Annotated in this window: 16 protein-coding genes and 1 riboswitch; of the genes, 11 read left to right on the top strand and 5 right to left on the bottom strand. The window is 51.2% G+C overall.

Going from position 1 to position 20,851, the window contains the following annotated elements; translation table 11 throughout:
- Positions 1-17 precede the first annotated feature (17 nt).
- Positions 18-971, bottom strand: coding sequence for a transaldolase (gene tal, locus ATY27_RS16285; protein WP_208931656.1), 954 nt, complete (start codon positions 969-971; stop codon positions 18-20).
- Positions 972-1,201: 230 nt separating this feature from the next.
- Between tal and ATY27_RS16280 the strand changes: the two genes are divergently transcribed.
- From ATY27_RS16280 to ATY27_RS16265, 4 genes are all read left to right on the top strand, one after another.
- On the top strand, positions 1,202-2,821 hold the full coding sequence (locus tag ATY27_RS16280; RefSeq protein ID WP_208931655.1) for a response regulator: 1,620 nt from the start codon (positions 1,202-1,204) through the stop codon (positions 2,819-2,821).
- Positions 2,822-2,870: 49 nt separating this feature from the next.
- Complete coding sequence (gene yaaA, locus ATY27_RS16275) at positions 2,871-3,653, top strand: peroxide stress protein YaaA (RefSeq protein WP_208931654.1); 783 nt, start codon at positions 2,871-2,873, stop codon at positions 3,651-3,653.
- A 365-nt stretch (positions 3,654-4,018) separates the two neighbouring features.
- Positions 4,019-5,317, top strand: a complete 1,299-nt coding sequence (locus ATY27_RS16270; protein WP_208931653.1) for an inosine/guanosine kinase — start codon at positions 4,019-4,021, stop codon at positions 5,315-5,317.
- A 155-nt stretch (positions 5,318-5,472) separates the two neighbouring features.
- Positions 5,473-7,743, top strand: coding sequence for a carbohydrate binding family 9 domain-containing protein (locus ATY27_RS16265; RefSeq protein ID WP_208931652.1), 2,271 nt, complete (start codon positions 5,473-5,475; stop codon positions 7,741-7,743).
- Positions 7,744-7,818: 75 nt separating this feature from the next.
- On the opposite strand, the gene srmB is transcribed toward ATY27_RS16265, so the two are convergent.
- On the bottom strand, positions 7,819-9,075 hold the full coding sequence (gene srmB, locus ATY27_RS16260; protein WP_244151342.1) for an ATP-dependent RNA helicase SrmB: 1,257 nt from the start codon (positions 9,073-9,075) through the stop codon (positions 7,819-7,821).
- Between the two features lie 144 nt (positions 9,076-9,219).
- Here srmB and ATY27_RS16255 point away from each other — a divergent pair, with 144 nt between their 5' ends.
- Together ATY27_RS16255 and ATY27_RS16250 are read left to right on the top strand one after the other, a co-directional pair.
- Entirely contained in the window at positions 9,220-9,894 is a 675-nt protein-coding gene (locus tag ATY27_RS16255; RefSeq protein WP_244151341.1) for a methyltransferase, read from the top strand.
- Between the two features lie 9 nt (positions 9,895-9,903).
- Entirely contained in the window at positions 9,904-11,100 is a 1,197-nt protein-coding gene (locus ATY27_RS16250) for a crosslink repair DNA glycosylase YcaQ family protein (protein ID WP_208931650.1), read from the top strand.
- Between the two features lie 26 nt (positions 11,101-11,126).
- On the opposite strand, the gene ATY27_RS16245 is transcribed toward ATY27_RS16250, so the two are convergent.
- Together ATY27_RS16245 and fldB are read right to left on the bottom strand one after the other, a co-directional pair.
- Positions 11,127-11,498, bottom strand: a complete 372-nt coding sequence (locus ATY27_RS16245; RefSeq protein WP_208931649.1) for a DUF3718 domain-containing protein — start codon at positions 11,496-11,498, stop codon at positions 11,127-11,129.
- 122 nt (positions 11,499-11,620) lie between these two features.
- Positions 11,621-11,710: riboswitch (cyclic di-GMP riboswitch) on the bottom strand.
- 143 nt (positions 11,711-11,853) lie between these two features.
- A complete protein-coding gene (fldB, locus tag ATY27_RS16240) occupies positions 11,854-12,396 on the bottom strand; it encodes a flavodoxin FldB (RefSeq protein WP_208931648.1) in 543 nt (180 codons plus the stop codon).
- A 121-nt stretch (positions 12,397-12,517) separates the two neighbouring features.
- Between fldB and xerD the strand changes: the two genes are divergently transcribed.
- The 5 genes from xerD (at position 12,518) to lysS (ending at position 18,678) form a co-directional block, all read left to right on the top strand.
- Complete coding sequence (xerD, locus tag ATY27_RS16235) at positions 12,518-13,441, top strand: site-specific tyrosine recombinase XerD (RefSeq protein WP_208931647.1); 924 nt, start codon at positions 12,518-12,520, stop codon at positions 13,439-13,441.
- A gap of 14 nt (positions 13,442-13,455) precedes the next feature.
- Positions 13,456-14,187 (top strand): bifunctional protein-disulfide isomerase/oxidoreductase DsbC, encoded by a 732-nt coding sequence (gene dsbC / locus ATY27_RS16230; protein WP_208931646.1) that lies wholly within the window; start codon positions 13,456-13,458, stop codon positions 14,185-14,187.
- A gap of 5 nt (positions 14,188-14,192) precedes the next feature.
- The gene (gene recJ, locus ATY27_RS16225) at positions 14,193-15,917 is read left to right on the top strand and encodes a single-stranded-DNA-specific exonuclease RecJ (protein ID WP_208931645.1); all 1,725 of its coding nucleotides are present in this window, start codon (positions 14,193-14,195) and stop codon (positions 15,915-15,917) included.
- A 109-nt stretch (positions 15,918-16,026) separates the two neighbouring features.
- Positions 16,027-17,125, top strand: a protein-coding gene (prfB, locus tag ATY27_RS16220; protein WP_208931644.1) for a peptide chain release factor 2 whose coding sequence is annotated in 2 segments (ribosomal slippage) — positions 16,027-16,101 and positions 16,103-17,125 — 1,098 coding nt in all. Because the reading frame shifts where the segments join, the coding sequence is not laid out codon by codon here.
- Positions 17,126-17,151: 26 nt separating this feature from the next.
- Positions 17,152-18,678, top strand: coding sequence for a lysine--tRNA ligase (gene lysS / locus ATY27_RS16215; RefSeq protein ID WP_208931643.1), 1,527 nt, complete (start codon positions 17,152-17,154; stop codon positions 18,676-18,678).
- A 274-nt stretch (positions 18,679-18,952) separates the two neighbouring features.
- On the opposite strand, the gene ATY27_RS16210 is transcribed toward lysS, so the two are convergent.
- The gene (locus ATY27_RS16210) at positions 18,953-20,386 is read right to left on the bottom strand and encodes an IS1182 family transposase (protein WP_208931642.1); all 1,434 of its coding nucleotides are present in this window, start codon (positions 20,384-20,386) and stop codon (positions 18,953-18,955) included.
- Between the last annotated feature and the right edge of the window lie 465 nt (positions 20,387-20,851).

Below are 20,851 nucleotides of genomic sequence, written 5' to 3'. Positions count from 1 at the left end.
TGTTAAAAGCGCCACGCTTACGCAAGCGCGGCTGTGATCACTTGTTCCAGCTTGCGCTGGTCAATGGCAAATTTACGGATGCCTTCGGCCAGTTTTTCCGTGGCCATCGCATCTTCGTTCAGTGCCCAGCGGAATGCCTGTTCAGTCAATTCGGCCGGCTTGGCCGTCGTGACGCCCTGGTCTTGCAGATGCACCACCAGCTCGCCACTTTGTTTATTCAGCTCATCGAGCAGTGCAGGTGCAATAGTCAGACGGTCACAACCGGCCAGCGCCAACACTTCGCCAACGTTACGGAAGCTGGCACCCATCACGATGGTGTTATGACCATGTTGTTTGAAATAACGGTAAATTTCACGTACGGAAATCACGCCCGGATCGGTTTCGGCGTCATAGCTCAAACCTGTGCTGGCTTTGTACCAATCCAGAATACGGCCAACAAATGGCGAAATTAAGAATACACCGGCTTCAGCGCAGGCACGGGCCTGGCACAGATGAAACAACAAGGTCAGATTACATTGAATGCCTTCTTGTTCCAGCTGACGGGCGGCCTGAATGCCTTCCCAGGTGGAGGCGATTTTGATCAGGATTTTATCTTTGCCAATGCCATTTTCCTGATACAGCGCGACCAACTGATGCGCTTTGGCGATCGTGGCTTGCGTATCGAAGCTTAAACGCGCATCCACTTCGGTTGAGACCCGGCCTGGCACCAGTTTGCTGATAGCGGTCCCGACATCGACGGCAAACTTGTCGCCGGCGATACTGATCTGCTCTGCCTGATCGGCCGTTTTGCTTTTGGCATAGCTGGCGGCAGCTGCGAGCAGTGGTTTAGCGAATTCCAAAGCGCTGGCGTTCAGTAATAAAGATGGGTTGGTGGTGGCATCGACCGGACGGAATTGTTCGATGGCGTTCAGATCTCCGCTGTCAACGACGACAGTGGTGACCGCTTTGAGTTGTTCGAGGAGTGTTGTCATATTGTTATTTAACCATTTTTAGTCGCAGTTTCAGCATCAATGCTGCTTAAAAGCGTGATTATGTAGGAATATTACAACAGAAAGTGTGTTAAATCACAGAATTCTGCTGAGGTTATTGCTGATTTTTTGTCACATTACTATAGTTGGTTCCAGTCGGTTATTCCGGCTTCGCACGGGAGTCAGCGCCATGTAAGGCTGTTTGGTCGCAATTTGTTAAGGCAGTGCAGCATTTGAATCCCAGATTTTACAAATCGAAAAAAGTACTGATAGTAGACGACTGTGATCCGGTCCGGGCGTCGATTAAAGGCATGCTACAAAAAATTGGTTTCGAACATATTGCAGCCGCCGCAGATGCTAATGCGGCCATCGCCAATTGTACTGAAATGCAATATGACTTCATCTTATCCGATTTCAACCTCGGTGAGGGCAAAGACGGTTATCAGCTGTTTGAAGCGCTGAAACATCTGCGGCTGCTCAAGCCAGGTTGTTGTTTTATCATTATCAGTGCAGAGAGCCAACGCCAGATCGTGCATGGTGTGATCGAACTGCAACCCGACACCTATCTGCTGAAACCATTTTCTTTTGTGCAGCTGGAAAAGCGCCTGATGCGTGCTTTTGAAATCAAAAATTCGTTGCATCAGGTCTATAAAGAAATCGCTGAAGAGAAGTTTATCGAAGCGGCGAACTCTTGTGAACTGGTGGTGAAAAATGATCCGGATTATGCGGTGTACGCGTTGCGGCTGCGCGGCGAGTTGCTGCTGGAAATTGAGTATTATCAGGCCGCCGAACAGTTGTATATCACCATTCTGGCGCGACGTGATTATGCCTGGGCCAAGCTCGGCCTGGCGATTGCCCGGTTTTGTCAGCAGCGCTGGCTGGAAGCAGAATTTGAACTGCGTGAACTCAGTAAGATGGATGAGACGCGCATAGAAGCACTGGACTGGTTGTCGCGGCTGTTTCTGAAACGTCAGTTGTATAAAGACGCCTACGACACACTAAATGAAGTCACCAAACTGTCGCCAAAAAACTATCAGCGGCAAAAAGCCTTGGCGAATCTGGCGAATATCAATGGTTTAAAAGAAGATGCTGTCAAAATTTATGCCCGGCTGCAGCAAGCGGCCCGTTATTCGATCTTTGACACTCCCGACAACTTTTTGAATTACGCCCGTGCCATTCTGGAGCAGACCAAAGACGCGAATAAACTGGAACAAACCCGTCACTTCAAAAAAATCGATGAGATCCTGGCCAGTATCGGCAAGCGGTTTGCGCTGGAATCCTATCTGCATGAAGAAATGGCTGTGCGGGCCAGAGTCGCAGTATTGCGTGGCAATATCGACGAAGCCAGAGAACTGCTTGCAAAAAGTGATGCCGCCCAAACGGGCAAACCTTTGACTGCAGAAGCTTGCCTGGATAAAGCCAAAGCTTATTTTGAGGCCGGAAATTTGTCGCGCAGCGACGAATTTATGCAACAACTGGATGCGATGGCGGAACATGATGATTTACTGGCTAATACCCTGACTGTGTTGATCCAGACGGAACACAAAGCCCATGACAATTTGCGTGAAGAAATCAAAACTCTGAATAATGATGGTTTAGATGCCTATCAGAATGGTTATTATGGCCGTGCGCTGGAGTTTTTTAACAAAGCTTTTGACTACATGCCTTACAACCCAAGTCTGGCGCTGAACTTATTGCAGACCATCAGCAAAATTGGTGGTGTGACCAAAGAAACCGCCCGACTGGCGCGCCGTTGTGTTGAGATCCTGGAGCAGAGTGAGTTGAATGAAGGCAACACCAAACGGTTTGCGGCAGTGATGAAAGAGCTGAACTCGCTGTTGCAACTGGCCTGATCGCAGCTTATAGTCGCGCCCGCTGTTTTACCTTCAGGAATGTGCACCGATGTTGATGGTTATTTCTCCGGCAAAAGATCTGGATTTTTCCCCGTTATCGCGCCAAATGCCGTTGACTCAAGCTGATTTTCTGGCCGATGCAGCTGAATTAACCGCCGTTTGCCGCACCCTCACGCCGGCCGACCTGAGTCAGCTGATGCATATCAGTGACAAACTTGCCGGTCTGAATGCGGCCCGTTTTAGCAGCTGGCAGTTACCATTTACGCCGGACAATGCCAAAGCGGCGCTGTTCGCTTTTAATGGTGATGTCTATCAGGGCCTGCAGGCGCAGAGCCTGACTGATCCGCAGCTGGATTATGCCCAGCAGCATTTGCGGATCCTCAGTGGTTTGTATGGTGTATTGCGGCCACTGGACCTGATGCAGCCCTACCGGCTGGAAATGGGCACCAGCCTGACCAATCCCCGTGGCAAAGACCTGTACCAGTTCTGGGGCAGTCAAATCACCGAAAACTTAAATCAGCAACTGGAACAGTTGAATGCGCCATTTTTACTGAATCTGGCGTCACAGGAATATTTTAAAGCGGTGAAGCCTAAGTTGTTGGCAAAACCGCTGATCAACGTGCAGTTTAAAGATCAGAAAAATGGTCAGTACAAAATCATCAGTTTTTTTGCCAAAAAAGCCCGTGGGCTGATGGCGCGCTATGTGATTGAACAGCAAGCAGATTCAGTAGAAGCCCTGCAGCAGTTTAATCTGGCAGGTTACCGCTTCAGCCCGGAACTGTCCAAAACCCATGAGCTGACCTTTTTGCGTGCGGAAGCCGACGCTGGTTAACCGCCGCAGTTTTGATCTGTTGTAATTAAGCCAGACGCCCTAGGGCGTGTTGACGTTTGGTGATTAAGTTTTGTTCGAGTTGGTGGCGCTTTGGGCGCGAAACGAGGCGCGTGGCATAGTGATTCTATGTGAGCAACGAGTGACAAAGCCCAAAGCGTCACCAAACGAACCCGTAGGGCAGCGTTTGGCAGCTCTTTCTGCGGCGTTAGTGCTCGTTTGAGTAGAATAACTACACGGCTCTCGCACTGCCTTGCATAAAAAGCTGCCAAACTGCTGCAAAAACAAACACCAAACGCCAACACGCCCTAGTCCGTGACCGGTCAGTTTTGCTAAAATACTAGACTGACCTTCTCTGAGAATCCGTTATGAAATTTCCCGGCCGCCGTAAACTGAAGCATTATTTCCCGGTGTCTTCGCCAAAACCACAGTTACCAAGTTTTGAAGTGAGACCCGAGCTGGATACATATGTCGTCGGCCTGGATCAGACGATCGTGGATGTAGTGGCGAATGTCAGCGACGAATTTCTGCAGAAATACGGCATTGGCAAGGGTTTGTCTAATCTGGTGGAACACGGCAAAGCCGATCAGATTTATCAGGAACTGGTGCAAAGTGCGGCCATTTCTGATCACTTCGCCGGTGGCACCATCGGTAATACCATTCACAACTACTCAGTGCTGGCGGATGACAAATCGGTGTTATTGGGCGTGATGTCGGCCAATATCGCGCTGGGTTCGCCGGCTTATCATTATCTCTGCCATACCAGCAGCAAAGTCGATATGAACCATTTGCATGGTGTTGCCGGCGATATTGGTCGTGGTATTACCATGATCACGCCGGATGGCGAACGCACATTCGTGATAGATCCAGGCGCAATGGATGAACTGAGTGCCGACGCGATCCCGGAAGATATTATCGCCAAAGCTGCAGCGCTGGTTTTAAGCGCTTATCCGCTGCGCGCCAGCGGCCAGCCAATCCAGCAGGCGATGCTGCGCACGCTGGAACTGGCCAAGCGCCATGGTGTGCCGGTGGTGATGAGCCTGGGAACTAAACATCTGGTCGAAGAGCACCGCGAACTGATCCTCAGCACAGTGCGGGATTACGTCGACATGCTGGCGATGAATGAACTGGAAGCGGCAGCGCTGACCGGTATCACAGATCCATTGCAGGCAGCTGAAGCCGCTTTGGATCTCACTGATATGGTACTGGTGACGGCCGGGCCGGAAGGCTTGTATCTGTGTGGTTATACCGATGCCAGCGCGCGCCGGGAAACCACCAATCCGATTAAATCCGGTGCTTTACCGGATTACAACGAATTTGAATTCAGCCGGCCGATGCAGAAAAAACACTGTGTGGACCCGATGAAGGTGTATTCACACATTGATCCTTATCTCGGCGGGCCAGAGCGGATTAAAAATACCAATGGGGCCGGTGATGGCGCGTTAGCGGCCATTTTGCATGATATTGCCGCCAATCATTTTCATCGCCATGCCTTACCGCTGTCGAGCAAACACGAACAAAGTTACCTGGCCTACTCGTCGTTCGCGCAAATCTGTAAATATGCCAACCGCGTCAGCTACGCCATTCTGAACCAAAGTGCACCGCGTTTATCGCGGGGCTTGCCGGAAAAAGAAGACAGTCTGGAAGAAGCCTACTGGGAACGCTGAGTTCCCGTCCTTCTTATTGCTACAGGCAAGACCGGTAACCGCACCTTGCCTTGTATTGACCGCATGGATCTGTACAGGATGCCGCCGCTCTTTATACTTGGCTGATTTTTCGGCGCAGGCCGCCGAAGTAACCTGTTTTTATTCATGGATATTGCATGCCCGTTTTGAAATTCCCTTTATTTATCTCGTTGCTGCTTGCTGGTCTACCGGCAACACTGTTCGCGGCTGAGCCGCTGTCGATCCCGCGTGTAGCGCCGGCCATTGTGATTGATGCGGATCTGAGCGAACCACAGTGGCAACAAGCCCGTGAAATGCCGATTATTTATGACACCAAACCAGGTGAAAACACGCCGGCGCCAGTAAAAACCATGGCGCGGGTGATGGAAGATGGTGAATATTTTTACATCAGCTTTGTCGCCGAAGATCCGGATCCAAGCCAAATCCGCGCCTATTACCGCGACCGCGACAAGATGTGGGATGACGACAGCGTTGGCATCAAACTCGACACCTACAATGACAGCAAACTGGCTTATCAGTTTTTTATCAATGCCTTGGGTGTACAGGGTGATGCAATTGAAAATGAAATCACCAAGATGGAAAGTGACGCCTGGGATGGGATCTGGCAAAGCGCCGGTAAAATCACCGCGACCGGTTATCAGATTGAAGTTGCGATCCCGCTACGATTGCTGAATTTTAACGACCGGCTCGACATGCAGCGCTGGAAATTGGAATTATTGAGATTCTATCCACGCGATGTGCGGCATCGTTTATCCACCAATAAAATTGAACGCGAAGATCCGTGCTGGATTTGCCAGATGCAGACCATTGAGGGTTTCGAAGGTGCCCGTCAGGGCAATCATTTTACCCTGGTGCCGTCTTTGGTGATGGGCGTGGAGCAGCAACGTGAAGTGCAGCCGCAGCAAAATAGCGACTGGAAAAGCGATCGGAATATCGAACCGAGCCTGGATCTGAAGTGGGGCATCACACCGGATATCAGCCTGAACGCCACGTTAAATCCGGATTTTTCGCAGATTGAAGCGGACGAAGCCCAAGTGTCGATGAACGATACTTTTGCGCTGTTCTTTGACGAAAAACGGCCATTTTTCCTCGATAACGCCGATTATTTCAGCTCACCGCTGGATTTGGTGTATACGCGCAATGTGTCGTCGCCGGATGCCGGCCTGAAGCTAACCGGCCGCGTTGATCAGCAATCGTTTGCCATTTTTGCCGCCAATGATAAAGACACCACATTTATTCTGCCGGGCAATATCAGCTCAGACGTCGGTTATATCAATGCGAAAAGCGATAACGCGGTGTTACGTTATCGGTTTGATCTGGACCCAAAATTATCGCTGGGCTGGATCAGCACGCTCAGAAGCAGTGAGGATTACCACAACTATGTGCATGGCGTGGATTTGAAATATCAGGCGACAGCGCAGGATAAAGTCATTGCGCAGTTACTGCACAGTGACAGTGCCTATCCGCTGGCACTGGCGGCACAGTTTGAAGGCGAAGCGAAGTTGCGCCTCGGTGACGATCTGTCTGGTGTCGGTCAATATCTGGCGTATGAGCATGAAAGCCGCAGTTTTGCCTGGTACAGCCGTTATCTGGGCTACAGCGATGGCTTCCGTGCCGATATGGGCTATATGCCACAGACTGACTGGAATAAGCAGGTGCATGGGGCGTCGTATCAGTGGTTCTCTGATTCACAGTGGTGGAACAATATTGAGCTGCGCGGTGATTGGGATATCAGCCATAGCCAAGCGGGTGAGTTGTTAGAGAAAGAAGCGGAAGCGGAATTGATTGTCCATGGCCCGCTGCAATCTGAAGTCTCGCTGATGCTGACGGAGCGCGACAGGGTCGGCAGCCGGCTTGATGGCAGTCGTCTGGTGGTCGACGCCAATACCCAGCTGTTTACCGAACAAACTATTGGTACTTTTGCTTTGGTACAACCCTGGTCCGGTGTTTATATCGAAGTGGAAACGGAAGTAGGCGACAAGCTGGATTTTCGCAATAACCGCTTGGGCGAAGGGCTGGAAGTTGCACCGGAGATCCGCTGGAATGCCAATATCCATGCGCAGGTCGCACTGCGCCACACCTACCGCACCCTCGATGCTGATCACGCTGAAGTGTTCACTGCCAATCTGACCGACTTACGTCTGAGTTATCAGTTCTCGGTGCGCAGTTTCGTGCGTCTGGCGCTGATTTATTCAGATATCACGCAAAACCCGCTGAATAATCAGGGTGTTGTGACTGAGCGTGAGAAAAACCTTGGTACGCAGTTACTGTACAGCTATAAGCTGAATCCACAGACTCTGTTTTTTGCCGGTTACAGCGATCACGCGTACAGCGATGATGAGATCCAACAACTGACTAGGGACGACCGCTCGGTATTCCTCAAGTTCAGTTACGCCTGGATGCTTTAAGAAGCGCTGAGCATTCAGCGCTTCTTAAAGAAAAAGCCGCGAGAGTTTCGCGGCTTATTTTCTCACTAAGAGTGGTTATTTGGCTTTGGCAGCTTTTTTCAACGCCTTTTTCTTCGCGACTGATTTTGGTTTTTTAGTTTTGGTCGAAGGTTTGGCTTCTTTGTGTTTTGGCCGCAGGCTTTCAATCACGCGGCGTTTCAGTGCGGTCTCGGTGTAGCGCTCGACTTTACCGACCATATCAATGTCATGGGCTTCAACCAGAGAGATCGCGATGCCTTTTTTGCCGGCACGGCCGGTACGGCCAATGCGGTGCACATACACATCGGCGGTGCGGGGCATATCAAAGTTGATCACATGGCTGATGTCATCGATATCGAGGCCACGCGCGGCCACGTCAGTTGCCAGTAAAATCCGCACCAGCCCTTTGCTAAAACGCGATACGGCCAGCAGGCGTTTGTCCTGCGGCATTTCGCCTTGTAACCAGCAGGTTTTTAAACCGACGGATTCCAGTTGGCCGGCAAGGCTGGCCAGGCGTTCGCGGGTTTTGATAAACACAATGACTTTAGTCATTTCCGGTTGCTGTAATAAATGCGTCAACAGGGCGAGCTTGTGATCCGCGTCGTCGGCCAGGTGGATCCATTGCTGGATTTTGGCTTTTTCCCGGCGTGGCGACTCGGCTTCAACGGTAACCGGCTCTTTTAGTGCGCGTTTGGCAAAACGTTCAATCGCCACGCCTTCCAGCGTCGCAGAAAACAGCATGGTCTGGCGGCGGCGTTTGGCGTCGCTGATGATGCGATCCATCTCGGCGACAAAGCCCATGTCCAGCATCCGGTCGGCTTCGTCGAGGATCAACACTTCCACTTCGTCGGCCTGGAAGCTTTCTTCGTTCATATACTCGATCAGCCGGCCAGGCGTCGCGACCAGAATATCGTTATTTTTTTCCAGCGTATCTTTGTGGCTGCCGTAGTTTATGCCGCCGGTGATCACGCCGCAATTCAGTGTGGTGTGTTTGGTCAGAATTTGCAGTTGTTCAAAGATCTGAAAGGCCAGCTCGCGGGTTGGCGTCATGATCAGCGCACGGGCAAAACCCGGTTCACGGCGCGGGAAATCAATCAGGTATTGCAGGGCTGGTAATAAAAACGCCAGGGTCTTGCCAGTCCCGGTCGGCGCGCTGGCCAGAATGTCGCGGCCTTCAAGGCCAACCGGAATGGCCTGTTGCTGAATCGTAGTCGGTTTTTCAAAACTGGCTTCAGTTAAAGCGCGGGCCAGCGCAGGGTCCAGATCAAAATCAGCAAAACGGAGGATCTCATCCGGGCTCGTCAGGTCAGTCACAGTCAAATACCTTCTGGGTTAACTTAGGCGGAGCGACGCTGTACTGACAGCTGAGGCATCCGTTACACTGCAGTTTTTGCGCGGGGCGCTATGGCTGCAGGCTTTCGTTGTAAACAATTTTTTGTATCACATCAGCACTGTGCGATGAAAGTCGGCACAGATGCATTGCTATTAGGCGCATGGTCGTCGGTGCCAGCCACCGGGGATTGCCTCGATATTGGCTGTGGCAGCGGCGTGCTGAGCCTGATGCTGGCGCAGCGTACGGGACCAAAGCAACTGATCGACGCGGTAGAACTGGATGCCGCCGCAGCGGCCGAAGCCCGGCAAAATGCCGCGGCCAGTCCCTGGTCCAGTCGGATCCGGGTGATAGAACGGGATATTTTAACCTATCCCGGCAGCGCTGACCACTTGGCAGCGCGTTGCTATCAGCAGATCCTGTCAAATCCGCCGTATTTCACCGCGGCTTTAACCAATCCTGACCGGCAAAAACAACTGGCCCGGCACAATGACCAGCTGCCTTTTGCCGGCTTATTGCAGACTGCGGCAAAGCTGTTGGCACCCCAAGCCCTTTTCAGTCTGATTTTACCGACAGCAGAAGCGGACCGGTTGATCGCGTTGGCGCTCGGCACAGACTGGCATTTATGGCGGGTGCAGCAAGTGCGCAGCCAACCGGATAAAGCGCCGTCGCGCACTTTACTGGAGCTTGGACGCCACCCGACGGCGACTGTGAATTTGCCGGAGTTGCTGATCCGCGATCAGCAAGGGCAATATAGTCCGGCTTACCGGCAGTTGCTGGCGGACTTTTACCTGAATTTCTAAGGGCTCCTGATGACCACTGCGTTACCACTTACACAGGCAGAATTATTGCAGTTACTGCTGGCGCGACAAGGGCTGAGCAAACCGCTTAGTGGCCGCAGCGGTGTCCTGCAGACCATCGGGCAGCTTGGTTATGTGCAGATTGATTCGATCAACGTGGTGGAGCGGGCGCATCATCATGTGCTGTTTAGCCGGGTGAAAAATTACCAGCCGCAGTGGCTGGATGAGTTATTGCAGCAAAAACAGATTTTTGAATACTGGTCCCATGCTGCCGCTTTTTTACCGATGCGTGATTTTCGCTTCAGCCTGTATCGAAAAGCCCAATTGCAACAGGGCCAGAAGCACTGGTTTGCCCCGGATCATCAGCAGATGCAGGAAGTGCGGGCGCGGATCCGCGCCGAAGGGCCATTAAAAGCGGCCGACTTTGCCAAAACCACTGAAGCCAGTGGCCCCTGGTGGGACTGGCAACCGGCGAAAAAAGCGCTGGAACAGTTGTTTATGCAAGGCGAGCTGATGGTGGCGCGTCGCGAACGATTTCAAAAAGTGTTGGATTTAACTGAGCGGGTGTTGCCCTCAGGCATTGATTGCCGGGTGCCGGATGAACAGGAATATGCCGGCCATTTGATTGAGCGGTTTTTGCAATCACACGCCATTGGTACTGCTGCACAAATCAGTTATTTACGACCGGGAATGAAAGCACCGGTGACAACACTGCTCAAGGAGCTGGCCCATAGCGGCGTGCTGCAGAGTTTTTTGTTCCAGGGGCAGCTTTATTATGGCCAAACCGGCCAGTGGCAAATACCAGCAAAAGCCACTGCAGTGTATTTGCTCAATCCGTTTGATAACCTGCTGATCCAGCGCCAACGTTTGCAGCATTGGTTTGGCGCCGATTATCAGCTGGAAGTGTATGTCCCGGCGGAAAAACGTCAGTTTGGTTATTACAGCTTGCCGATCTTTTATGGGGCTGCTTATGCGGGACTGGTCGATGTCAAAGCACAGCGAAACGAACAACGCTTATTGTTGCAACATTTACAGCTGGATAAACAATGGCTCAGCAAAAGTCGCTTTTGCCAGCAGTTTGCCAAAGCGTTGCAGGCCTATGCCCATTTTAATGGCTGTACAGAAGTGGTACTGGTGCGGGCAGAAAGTAAACTAACCGATTGGTTTGACATAGAAATCAGCCCGCTACTGCGACACAGTGCGGGCTGATGTTCTGCGCTAAAAAATATAGGCTATTAGCTGGCGCTGCGTGCCTTGATGGCTTCCAGTACCGGAGATGCCGCGAAACCATTGCTTTGCGCCCATTCAACATCACCTAAAGCGGCAACCTGACTGCCTGGCAGCTGTTTAACGATGAATTCGGCAACATCGGCAGAATTTTTCTTAATCGCAAAGCGGATCAATGGTAAGCCATCACATTGGATGCCGTCATAAACGTTTTTGATACGGATACGGTTGTCTGACAGCGTCTTACGAATACTGTTTTTATCGTTCGCCGCAACATAAGCACACAGAGACTGCGCGATTTGGTCATCAGCACTGGCTGGAGCGATTGCGAACAGTGGGCTTACAACGACAGCGATTACAGACAGTGTTTTAAAGTTCATCGTTAACTCCGGTGCCATCAGGCAATTTACAAGTCAGGGGGATACGATGAAAGGCAAGCAGAGAGTCTGCAAAGACGCAAAACAAAGCAGTGTTTTGCCAATCTTCATCCCGGTGATGGTGGGATGGCAGCCCGGCTATCATAGGTAACTGATTACCCTTAGACCCGAAGCATTGCGTGAGCAGTCTTTCAACTGTCTTGCCTTTCGATGCGCGCATTTTATGCACAATATTCTGAGCGTGCAAGGACTATTTTAACATTTGTGCACTTTTTCCCGCCAAGACTGGTCTGAGCAGAATCAGACAGTTAGGTGAATTTTATGCGGGAAATCAGCAAAAATGCGCCTTGCAGCACAATTATGGCCGCAACTCAGCGATTTCAGCCATGATCTGCGCAGACCATTGCAGCAGTCGCGCATCACTGAGGTCATACTGATTTTCGTCATCCAGTGCGAGGCCGACAAACCATTCACCGTCCGGCGTGACCGCTTTGGATTTATCAAACTGGTATCCGTCGGTTGACCAAAAACCAATCCTTTGACAATTCTGCTCAGCAATGGCGTCACTGAGCATGCCCATCGCGTCAACAAACCATTCGGTGTAACCAATCTGATCGCCCATGCCATAAATCGCGACGATTTTTCCGCCGAGATCTACGCCGCTGATGTCGTCCCAGTGCGCTTCCCAGTCTTCCTGTAACTCACCGAAATCCCAGGTGGAGATGCCCAGAATCAGCACATCAAAATCCTGCATCTGCACGAGTGGCTGCTGTTTGATATTGTGCAGTGATACACTGCAGCCAGCAGGCATGGCCGGATCTGACTCCAGGAACACTTTGAGCTTTTCGGCAGTCATTTCGGTGTAACAGGTGGTAGAACCGTAGAATATGGCAATGTTCATCTTTCAAACCCTGAGTCGAAGCTATGGCAGCAGAAGTGTCCGGCGATATGACTGGCTGCAGCAAGGCGGCGATTGTAGCAGAGCGTGCACCTGCACCCAAGTGTCGTCGGGAGTGGCTTAAATGGCCGATGCGCGGAAAAAAGTCCGGTTGTTGAGTGAGCCCGCAGAGGGGCAGATCAGTCAGTTTCTCGATGATCTGTGGCTCAGCGATGGCGTCAGCCGCCATACGCTGAGTGCCTATGGCACTGATTTGCGTCAGTTTGCTTTGTTTGCTGAGCAACAAGGTCAGTTGATTACCCAGGCAGATCAAGCGCTGTTGGAATTATACCTGGCCAGCCGTTATGACCGGGGCTTGTCGCCACGCAGCACGGCGCGGGCGCTCAGCAGTCTGCGCCGGTTTTTTCAGACGCTGCATCAGCGCGGCGCGATAGCGCAGAATCCTTTATCCGGCGTATTAAATCCAAAATTAGGTCAGTCACTGCCGAAGACATTGTCCGAGTCGGATGTCACTGCGCTGCTGGCGGCGCCGGATTTAAACGAGGCGATCCAGTTTCGGGATAAAGTGATGCTGGAGGTGCTGTATGCCTCTGGTTTACGTGTAACGGAGCTGGTCAGCCTGACGTTACATCAGGTTAATCCACGGCAGGGCGTGTTACGGGTATTCGGTAAAGGTTCCAAAGAACGGCTGGTGCCTTTTGGTGAAGACGCGGCCGACTGGCTGCAACGTTATCTGGCGCATGGCCGGCCTTTATTGCTGAGCGAACCGTCGGATGTATTGTTTCCAAGTCAACGAGGTGTACAAATGACGCGACAGACGTTCTGGCACCGGATTAAGTTTTATGCCAAAGTGGCCGGCATCAGCGCAGAGTTATCACCGCACACGCTTCGGCACGCTTTTGCGACGCACCTGTTGAACCATGGTGCAGATCTGCGGGTCGTACAGCTGTTACTGGGTCACAGTGACCTGTCGACGACACAGATTTATACCCATGTCGCACAGCTGCGGTTACAACAGTTACATCAGATACATCATCCGCGTGGATGAACAAGGAATTTGTTATGAAAAAAATCATCGCCGCTTTATGTCTGGCATTCCCGGCGGCGCCGATTGTCGCAGCCACAACCGCCGCGCCGGCCGTATTAAAAGCCGATCAACAATTACAGCAACGGATGGCCGAATTAGGCCTGAAGCCAACGTCAGTAGCCAATGCGCCGGTTCCCGGTTTGTTACAGGTGTTCACTGATCGTGGTTTGTTTTTCGCAAGTTCAGACGGCCAGTATCTAATTCAGGGCGAAGTATTTGATTTAAAAAATAAAGTACACGTCAATGAAGAAGTGATGAAGCCGATGCGGCTGGCCGGTATCAACAAAATGACGCCATCCGCCATTGAATTTAAAGCGAAAAATGAGAAATTCGTCGTAACGGTATTTACCGATACTGATTGCGGTTATTGCCGCAAACTGCACAGCGAAATCCAGGATTATCTGGACGCCGGCATCAGCATCCATTACCTGGCCTATCCACGCGGTGGTGAAAACAGCCAGACGTTCAGCACATTGGAATCGATTTGGTGTTCCAAAGACAAACAGGGCGCCATGAGCAAAGCCAAAGGCGGCAGCGAAGTGTCGGTCGCCAAATGTGACAACAATGTCGCGGCGCAATATCACCTCGGGCAAAGCTTTGGTATCAGCGGCACACCAGCCATCGTACTGCCGGATGGATCGTTAATCCCTGGCTATCAACCTGCCGCTGCGCTGGCTGCGACCCTGACGCAACTGGCGAAACGATAAGCCTGATGACCCTTGCCAAAACCCTGCAACAACGGCCGGTGCTGACACCGGCCGCTTTTTCTTTGCCGGTGCATCCGGTACTCCAGCGCCTGTATGCCCATCGCGGCATCAGCGATAATCACGAGTTAGCGCGCAGCGCACAACAACTGTTGCCGTATCAGCTGCTAAAAGGCATACCGGCCGCCGTGGCATTGTTGCTGGAGGCCCGCGCGGCGCAACAACGCATTCTGATCGTCGGCGATTTTGATGCCGACGGCGCCACCAGCACAGCTACTTTATTGGCTGGGTTGCGTGCGCTTGGCTTTGCCAATGTCGATTTTCTGGTGCCGAACCGCTTTGAATATGGTTATGGCCTGTCGGTCGAGATGGCCGAACTGGCGCTGAAGCATGGCGCCGAACTCATCGTCACCGTCGATAACGGTATCTCAGCCATCGAAGGTGTGGCACGCGCCAAAGCTGCCGGTGTGCGGGTACTGGTTACTGACCATCACCTGGCCGGTAACGAACTGCCGGACGCCGACGCTATCGTCAATCCAAATCAGCCCGGTTGTGAATTCCCCAGTAAAGCGCTGGCCGGCGTTGGCGTGGCGTTTTACCTGCTGTTGGCGCTGCGCGCAGCACTGCGCGAGCAAGGCGCTTTTGCTGCGATGGCAGAGCCAAATCTGGCAGATTTGCTGGATTTAGTCGCGCTCGGCACTGTTGCGGATGTGGTCCCACTTGATCACAACAACCGTATTCTGGTGCATCAGGGTTTGCAGCGTATTCGCAGTGGCAAAGTCCGCCCAGGCATTCAGGCGTTGATCGACGTGGCCAATCGCAAAGCGGCCAAGCTAACTGCGCAGGATTTTGGTTTTGCCCTGGCACCGCGCTTAAATGCGGCCGGGCGGCTGGATGATATGTCGATTGGCATTGCCTGTTTATTATCGCCAGATATCAATAACGCACGGCGGCTGGCCGCTGAGCTCGACAGTCTGAATCTGGAACGGCGTGAAATCGAACAGGGTATGCAAACCGAAGCGATGGCAGCGCTGAGCCGGTTATCGTTAAAAAGTACTGATTTACCGTCTTGTCTGTGCCTGTACCAGCACGACTGGCATCAGGGGGTGATTGGTATTCTGGCCGGCCGCGTCAAAGAAGCCTGGCACAGACCCGTGATTGCCTTTGCCCGCGGTGACAATGGCGAGCTGAAAGGCTCGGCGCGTTCCGTTGCCGGTGTGCATATGCGTGATTTACTCGAAGCGGTGTCGACGGCTGAACCAGGTCTGATTAAAAAATTTGGTGGACATGCGATGGCCGCCGGGCTCACCATCGCCGAAGCGCAGTATGACGTGTTTGTGCAGGCTTTAAGCAAGCAGGCCAGCCGTTTTATCCAGCCGGAACATTTAACTGCGGTGGTTTTCAGTGACGGCGAATTACAGCCGCAGGAACTCGATATTGGCCTCGCACAGTTGCTGCAAAATGCTGGCCCCTGGGGCCAAGCCTTTCCGGAGCCGGTGTTTCACGGCCGCTTTAAACTGGTACAACAACGCTTACTGGCCGAAAAACACCTGAAAATGATGTTACAGGGTTCAGACGGCAAACTGTTTGATGCGATTTGGTTTAACGCAGATATTAAGAGCTGGCCAAACCCACAAATTCAGCAGGTGGAACTGGCGTATCAGTTGGATATCAATGAGTTCCGTGATCAGCAAAACCTACAGTTGCTGGTGCGGCATCTTTGGCCGGCCTGAACCAACCCTTTGCCACAACAACAGCCATCCGGAAAGCCGCAAAAGGCTGCACCTGCAGCCGAATTTTTGCTACAATCGGCGCCTATTTTTTCAGGCGCCTTGCAAAATCATGTTTGAAGTCAATCCAGTTTATAACAGTATCAAAGACTTAGCTGAACGCACCAACGTGCTTCGGGGGTATCTTTGACTACGATGCAAAGAAAGAAAAGTTAGAAGAAGTCTCCCGCGAGCTCGAAGATTCTGCGGTCTGGAACAATCCGGAGAAAGCGCAGGCGCTGGGTAAAGAGCGTTCGGCGCTCGAACAAATCGTCAGCACCATCGACAAACTGGACCAGGGCCTGGAAGATGTGGCCGGTCTGGTTGAGCTGGCGGTGGAAGCGGAAGACGAAGAGACTTTTGTTGAAGCGCAGACTGAACTGGCCGACCTCGAAGCCCAGCTGGCGAAACTGGAATTCCGCCGCATGTTCTCCGGCAAACATGATCCGGACAACTGCTTCCTCGATATTCAATCCGGTTCTGGCGGTACTGAAGCCCAGGACTGGGCCAGCATGTTGATGCGGATGTATCTGCGCTGGGGCGAAGCCAAAGGTTTTAGCCCGGAACTGTACGAAGTCACCGACGGTGACGTCGCCGGCATCAAAGGCTGTACTATCAAATTTACCGGCGAATATGCCTACGGCTGGTTACGCACTGAAACCGGCGTCCATCGCTTAGTGCGTAAAAGCCCGTTTGACTCTGGTAACCGCCGTCATACCTCATTTGCTTCAGTGTTTGTGTCGCCGGAAATTGACGACGACATCGAAATTGAAATCAATCCGTCGGACCTGCGCATCGATACATACCGGGCTTCAGGCGCCGGTGGTCAGCACGTTAACAGAACCGACTCAGCGGTGCGGATCACCCACTTACCGACCAATATCGTGGTGCAGTGTCAGAACGACCGTTCGCAGCACAAAAACCGTGACAACGCCTTTAAGCAATTACGCGCCAAACTCTATGAGTTTGAATTGCAAAAACAAAATGCTGAAAAACAAGCACTGGAAGATACCAAGTCGGATATCGGCTGGGGCAGTCAGATCCGCTCTTATGTGCTCGATGATTCGCGCATCAAAGATTTGCGTACCGGCGTGGAAACCCGCAACACCCAGTCGGTATTGGACGGTGATCTCGACAAATTTATCGAAGCCAGCTTAAAAGCCGGTTTGTAATTTTCGCTTAACATCAGGAAACAGCTATGTCAGAACAAAATACGCCGCTCGAAGAACATCAGGACGTCAATAAGCTGATCGCTGAGCGAAAACATAAGCTGGCCGGATTACGTGAACTGGGCAATGCCTTTCCAAACGATTTCCGCCGCGATGCCACTTCAGACCAGATCCTGGCGCAGTATGAGCATCTGAGCAAAGAAGAGCTGGAAGAGAAAAAGATCCGCGTGACGGTGGCCGGTCGCATGATGCTGCGCCGCATCATGGGTAAAGCCAGCTTCACCACCATTCAGGACGTTGGTGGCAAAATCCAACTGTATGTCGCGCGCGACAGCCTGGCGGAAAACGTCTACAACGAAGGCTTTAAGAAGTGGGACTTGGGTGACATCGTCGGTGGCAGCGGCACGCTGTTTAAAACCCAGACCGGCGAACTGACCGTCTGGCTCGATGAGATCCGTTTACTGACCAAAGCGCTGCGGCCGTTACCGGACAAATTCCACGGTTTAACCGATCAGGAAGCCTGTTACCGTCAGCGTTATTTGGACCTGATTGTTAACGAGCAGTCGCGCAAGACCTTTTTAATCCGTTCAAAAACAGTGGCGTACATTCGCCAGTTTTTTAACAGCAAAGGCTTTTTAGAAGTAGAAACCCCAATGCTGCAGAGCATTCCGGGTGGTGCTTCAGCCCGTCCGTTTGAAACGCACCACAATGCGCTGGATATGCAAATGTTCCTGCGCATCGCACCAGAGCTGTACTTAAAGCGCTTAGTGGTTGGTGGTTTTGAAAAAGTATTTGAACTGAACCGTAACTTCCGCAACGAAGGCGTGTCTACGCGGCATAACCCTGAGTTCACTATGCTGGAATTCTACTGGGCTTATGCCGATTTCAATGACCTGATGGACCTGACCGAGGAACTGTTCCGTGGTTTGGCGCAGTCGGTACTGGGTACCACTGAAGTGCCATATCAGGGCCATATCTTCGACTTTGGTAAGCCATTTGCGCGCATGTCAGTGACTGAATCTATTCTGCACTACAACCCTGAAGTGAAGCTGGAACAGCTCACCACGCGCGAAGCGGTGGCCACGCTGGCGAAGTCTTTAGGCATTGAAGTGAAAGCCAACTACGGTCACGGCCGTATCCTGATGGAAGTGTTTGATGAGCTGGTCGAAACCAAGCTGTTACAACCGACTTTCATCACTGAATACCCAGCCGAGATTTCGCCTTTGGCGCGCCGCAACGACGATAACCCAGAGATCACCGACCGCTTTGAGTTCTTCATCGGTGGCCGTGAACTGGGCAATGGCTTCAGCGAGCTGAACGATGCTGAAGATCAGGCCGAACGTTTCCGCGAGCAAGTCGCGCAAAAAGAAGCCGGCGATGACGAAGCCATGTACTACGACGAAGATTTCGTCACTGCACTGGAACACGGTTTACCACCAACCGCAGGTCAGGGCATTGGCATCGATCGTCTGGTGATGTTACTGGCTGACGCGCCAAGCATCCGCGACGTGATCCTGTTCCCGCACATGCGTCATACCGATAAACACGGCAGCTAAGCTGTTGATGTGATGGAAAAACCACCTTCGGGTGGTTTTTTTATTCGCAACCATCCCTGGCGCCTTCTACTGAAAGTGCCGGAATGTGCCCAGGCTGTGTAAAAACTGCGATTTCACCAACAACTATCCATTTGGGTGGTTCTAAAGCACCCGAATGGCCACTATCACGTTTATCAGGTTGAGATGCTGATTTCAGCTTGCAGTATGAAGCCGATTAAAAACAGTGAGGTTTGACTCTTGCTGCTGATTTTTAATGAGGTATGGCTAATTGACTTTAACTCTGCTTGACGGCCGCCATTAAACCGACAGTTCCTAGTATGCTCATCATCCGTTTCAGGTTGTAAGCGAGCACACTGAGGCTGATTTCGGTACTCACATTTTTGAGTCGTTTGGTTAAAAAGTGCGTCGCTCCCATCCACATTTTAATCGTGCCAAACGGGTGCTCAACGCTCTGTTTCCTTATCACAGGGAATTCCGGATTTTCGTCCAACCGTTTTTGCATGTCATCAATAATAGATTCATGTATCCATCTTCTAATCCGACGAGGGTCTTTCTTTGATGTCGTGCATTGAGAGCGAATTACGCACTCATTGCACGCTAAATTGTTGAAATAAATATCCTGTTCGACGCCTTTATCCATTGCCATCATTCGCTTTTGTAAGCTTTTCCCCGCAGGGCAAATGTATACATCACTAACGTTGTCGTACTTGAAGAGTGACTTGTTAAAAATGCCTTTGATCTCCGAGCCAGAAGTATCAATTTGTGGCACATTCGCCGTAATGCCTTGATCATACGCATTTTTGATATCAATTCGACTGAAGTAGCCTTTGTCGGCCAACACCGTAATAGATTTTTTTCCTATAGCCTTTTGAATTTGCTTAGCGACTAATGTCAGTTGACCTCGGTCTGTTGTCATGACGATGTCGTGGCAAACGATGAAGTGGTGTTTGGTATCGACCGCCGTTTGCACGTTGTAGCAGACCTGCCTTTCCATGTGGTGTGTTTTCATCAAGCGTGCATCAGGATCCGTCTGTGATATCTGCTTATCCGGATGCTCATTCACTTGTTTTTCGAGTGCTTGCAGCTCAACTAAACGCTGTTTTAGCCATGCTAATTTCGATACTGCGACGGTCGGCTCAGACTCTTTTTCGTACTCATCTTTGGCATCCATTTGGCTTAAATATTTCTCGATGCTTTTTTCAACTCGCTCGATATGAAACTGCACTTTATTGGGGGTGTAATTTTTAGATTTGTTATTTACAGCTTTGAATTTACTGCCATCGATAGCGAATACGGCATCATCAAACATATTGAGCTGTCGGCATAATTCAACGAACTTATGGCAGACATTTTTAATGCCTTTGCCATTTTCCTTTCTGAAGTTTGCAATCGTCTTAAAGTCGGGAGATAGGCGTTCAAGCAACCACATTAACTCGACATTGCGGTGGCATTCCTTTTCCAGTCGCCGAGAAGATTGAATTCGATTTAAATATCCGTAAATGTAGAGCTTTAGCATTGTTGCGGGGTGATAGCCTGGACGACCAGTTAACTTGGGATTCACGCTTTCAAAACCCAAGTCGAGTAAATCTAGATGATCAACAAAGACATCAATCACTCGCACTGGATTATCTTCGCTGACAAAGTCGTCCATGAGCTCTGGAAAGAGTGTTGATTGATGCCTTGATTGACCCGCAATATGGTGCGACATGTCAGCATCCCCCCTGGCTGTGTTTACCATCTGATGATACTGAACTTGGTTTTGATATTGGATCGATAGCTAAGACCAATAGATCATAAGTACCTCGTACTTAGACCAAAAGGTGATCAAGGGTTTTTACACAACCTGTGCCAATAGCGGACATTTATATTGTGTAGGGGTAGGCTGGTCGTCACACGATTGTCCCTACCCGCAGTTCGAGAAATTCGGGTAGGCGCAAGGCCTACCCCTACAGATCATTGCACATCCGCAAGGTGGCACCAAACGAAGTGCGGCGCACCGGGTATGGTATTTCTGCAATTCGCTCATAGCCTTCGATACAACCTCTGCACCAAACCCAGCATCGGCAACACAAACACATCAATAAAACACGAATAGGAGTAATTCCCATTTGCAAATGAGAATAGATCTCGTTACCATGACGCCCGAAAACTACAGAAGCCGTACCGGCTGTAT

The organism is Rheinheimera sp. F8 (genome assembly GCF_001518915.1).
This window is presented reverse-complemented; position numbering and strand designations above follow the sequence as displayed.

Coding starts and splice junctions, on each gene's coding strand:
- tal (WP_208931656.1), bottom strand. CDS start 971: ATGACAACACTCCTCGAACAACTCAAAGCGGTCACCACTGTCGTCGTT.
- yaaA (WP_208931654.1), top strand. CDS start 2,871: ATGTTGATGGTTATTTCTCCGGCAAAAGATCTGGATTTTTCCCCGTTA.
- ATY27_RS16270 (WP_208931653.1), top strand. CDS start 4,019: ATGAAATTTCCCGGCCGCCGTAAACTGAAGCATTATTTCCCGGTGTCT.
- ATY27_RS16265 (WP_208931652.1), top strand. CDS start 5,473: ATGCCCGTTTTGAAATTCCCTTTATTTATCTCGTTGCTGCTTGCTGGT.
- ATY27_RS16255 (WP_244151341.1), top strand. CDS start 9,220: ATGAAAGTCGGCACAGATGCATTGCTATTAGGCGCATGGTCGTCGGTG.
- ATY27_RS16250 (WP_208931650.1), top strand. CDS start 9,904: ATGACCACTGCGTTACCACTTACACAGGCAGAATTATTGCAGTTACTG.
- ATY27_RS16245 (WP_208931649.1), bottom strand. CDS start 11,498: ATGAACTTTAAAACACTGTCTGTAATCGCTGTCGTTGTAAGCCCACTG.
- fldB (WP_208931648.1), bottom strand. CDS start 12,396: ATGAACATTGCCATATTCTACGGTTCTACCACCTGTTACACCGAAATG.
- xerD (WP_208931647.1), top strand. CDS start 12,518: ATGGCCGATGCGCGGAAAAAAGTCCGGTTGTTGAGTGAGCCCGCAGAG.
- dsbC (WP_208931646.1), top strand. CDS start 13,456: ATGAAAAAAATCATCGCCGCTTTATGTCTGGCATTCCCGGCGGCGCCG.
- recJ (WP_208931645.1), top strand. CDS start 14,193: ATGACCCTTGCCAAAACCCTGCAACAACGGCCGGTGCTGACACCGGCC.
- lysS (WP_208931643.1), top strand. CDS start 17,152: ATGTCAGAACAAAATACGCCGCTCGAAGAACATCAGGACGTCAATAAG.
- ATY27_RS16210 (WP_208931642.1), bottom strand. CDS start 20,386: ATGTCGCACCATATTGCGGGTCAATCAAGGCATCAATCAACACTCTTT.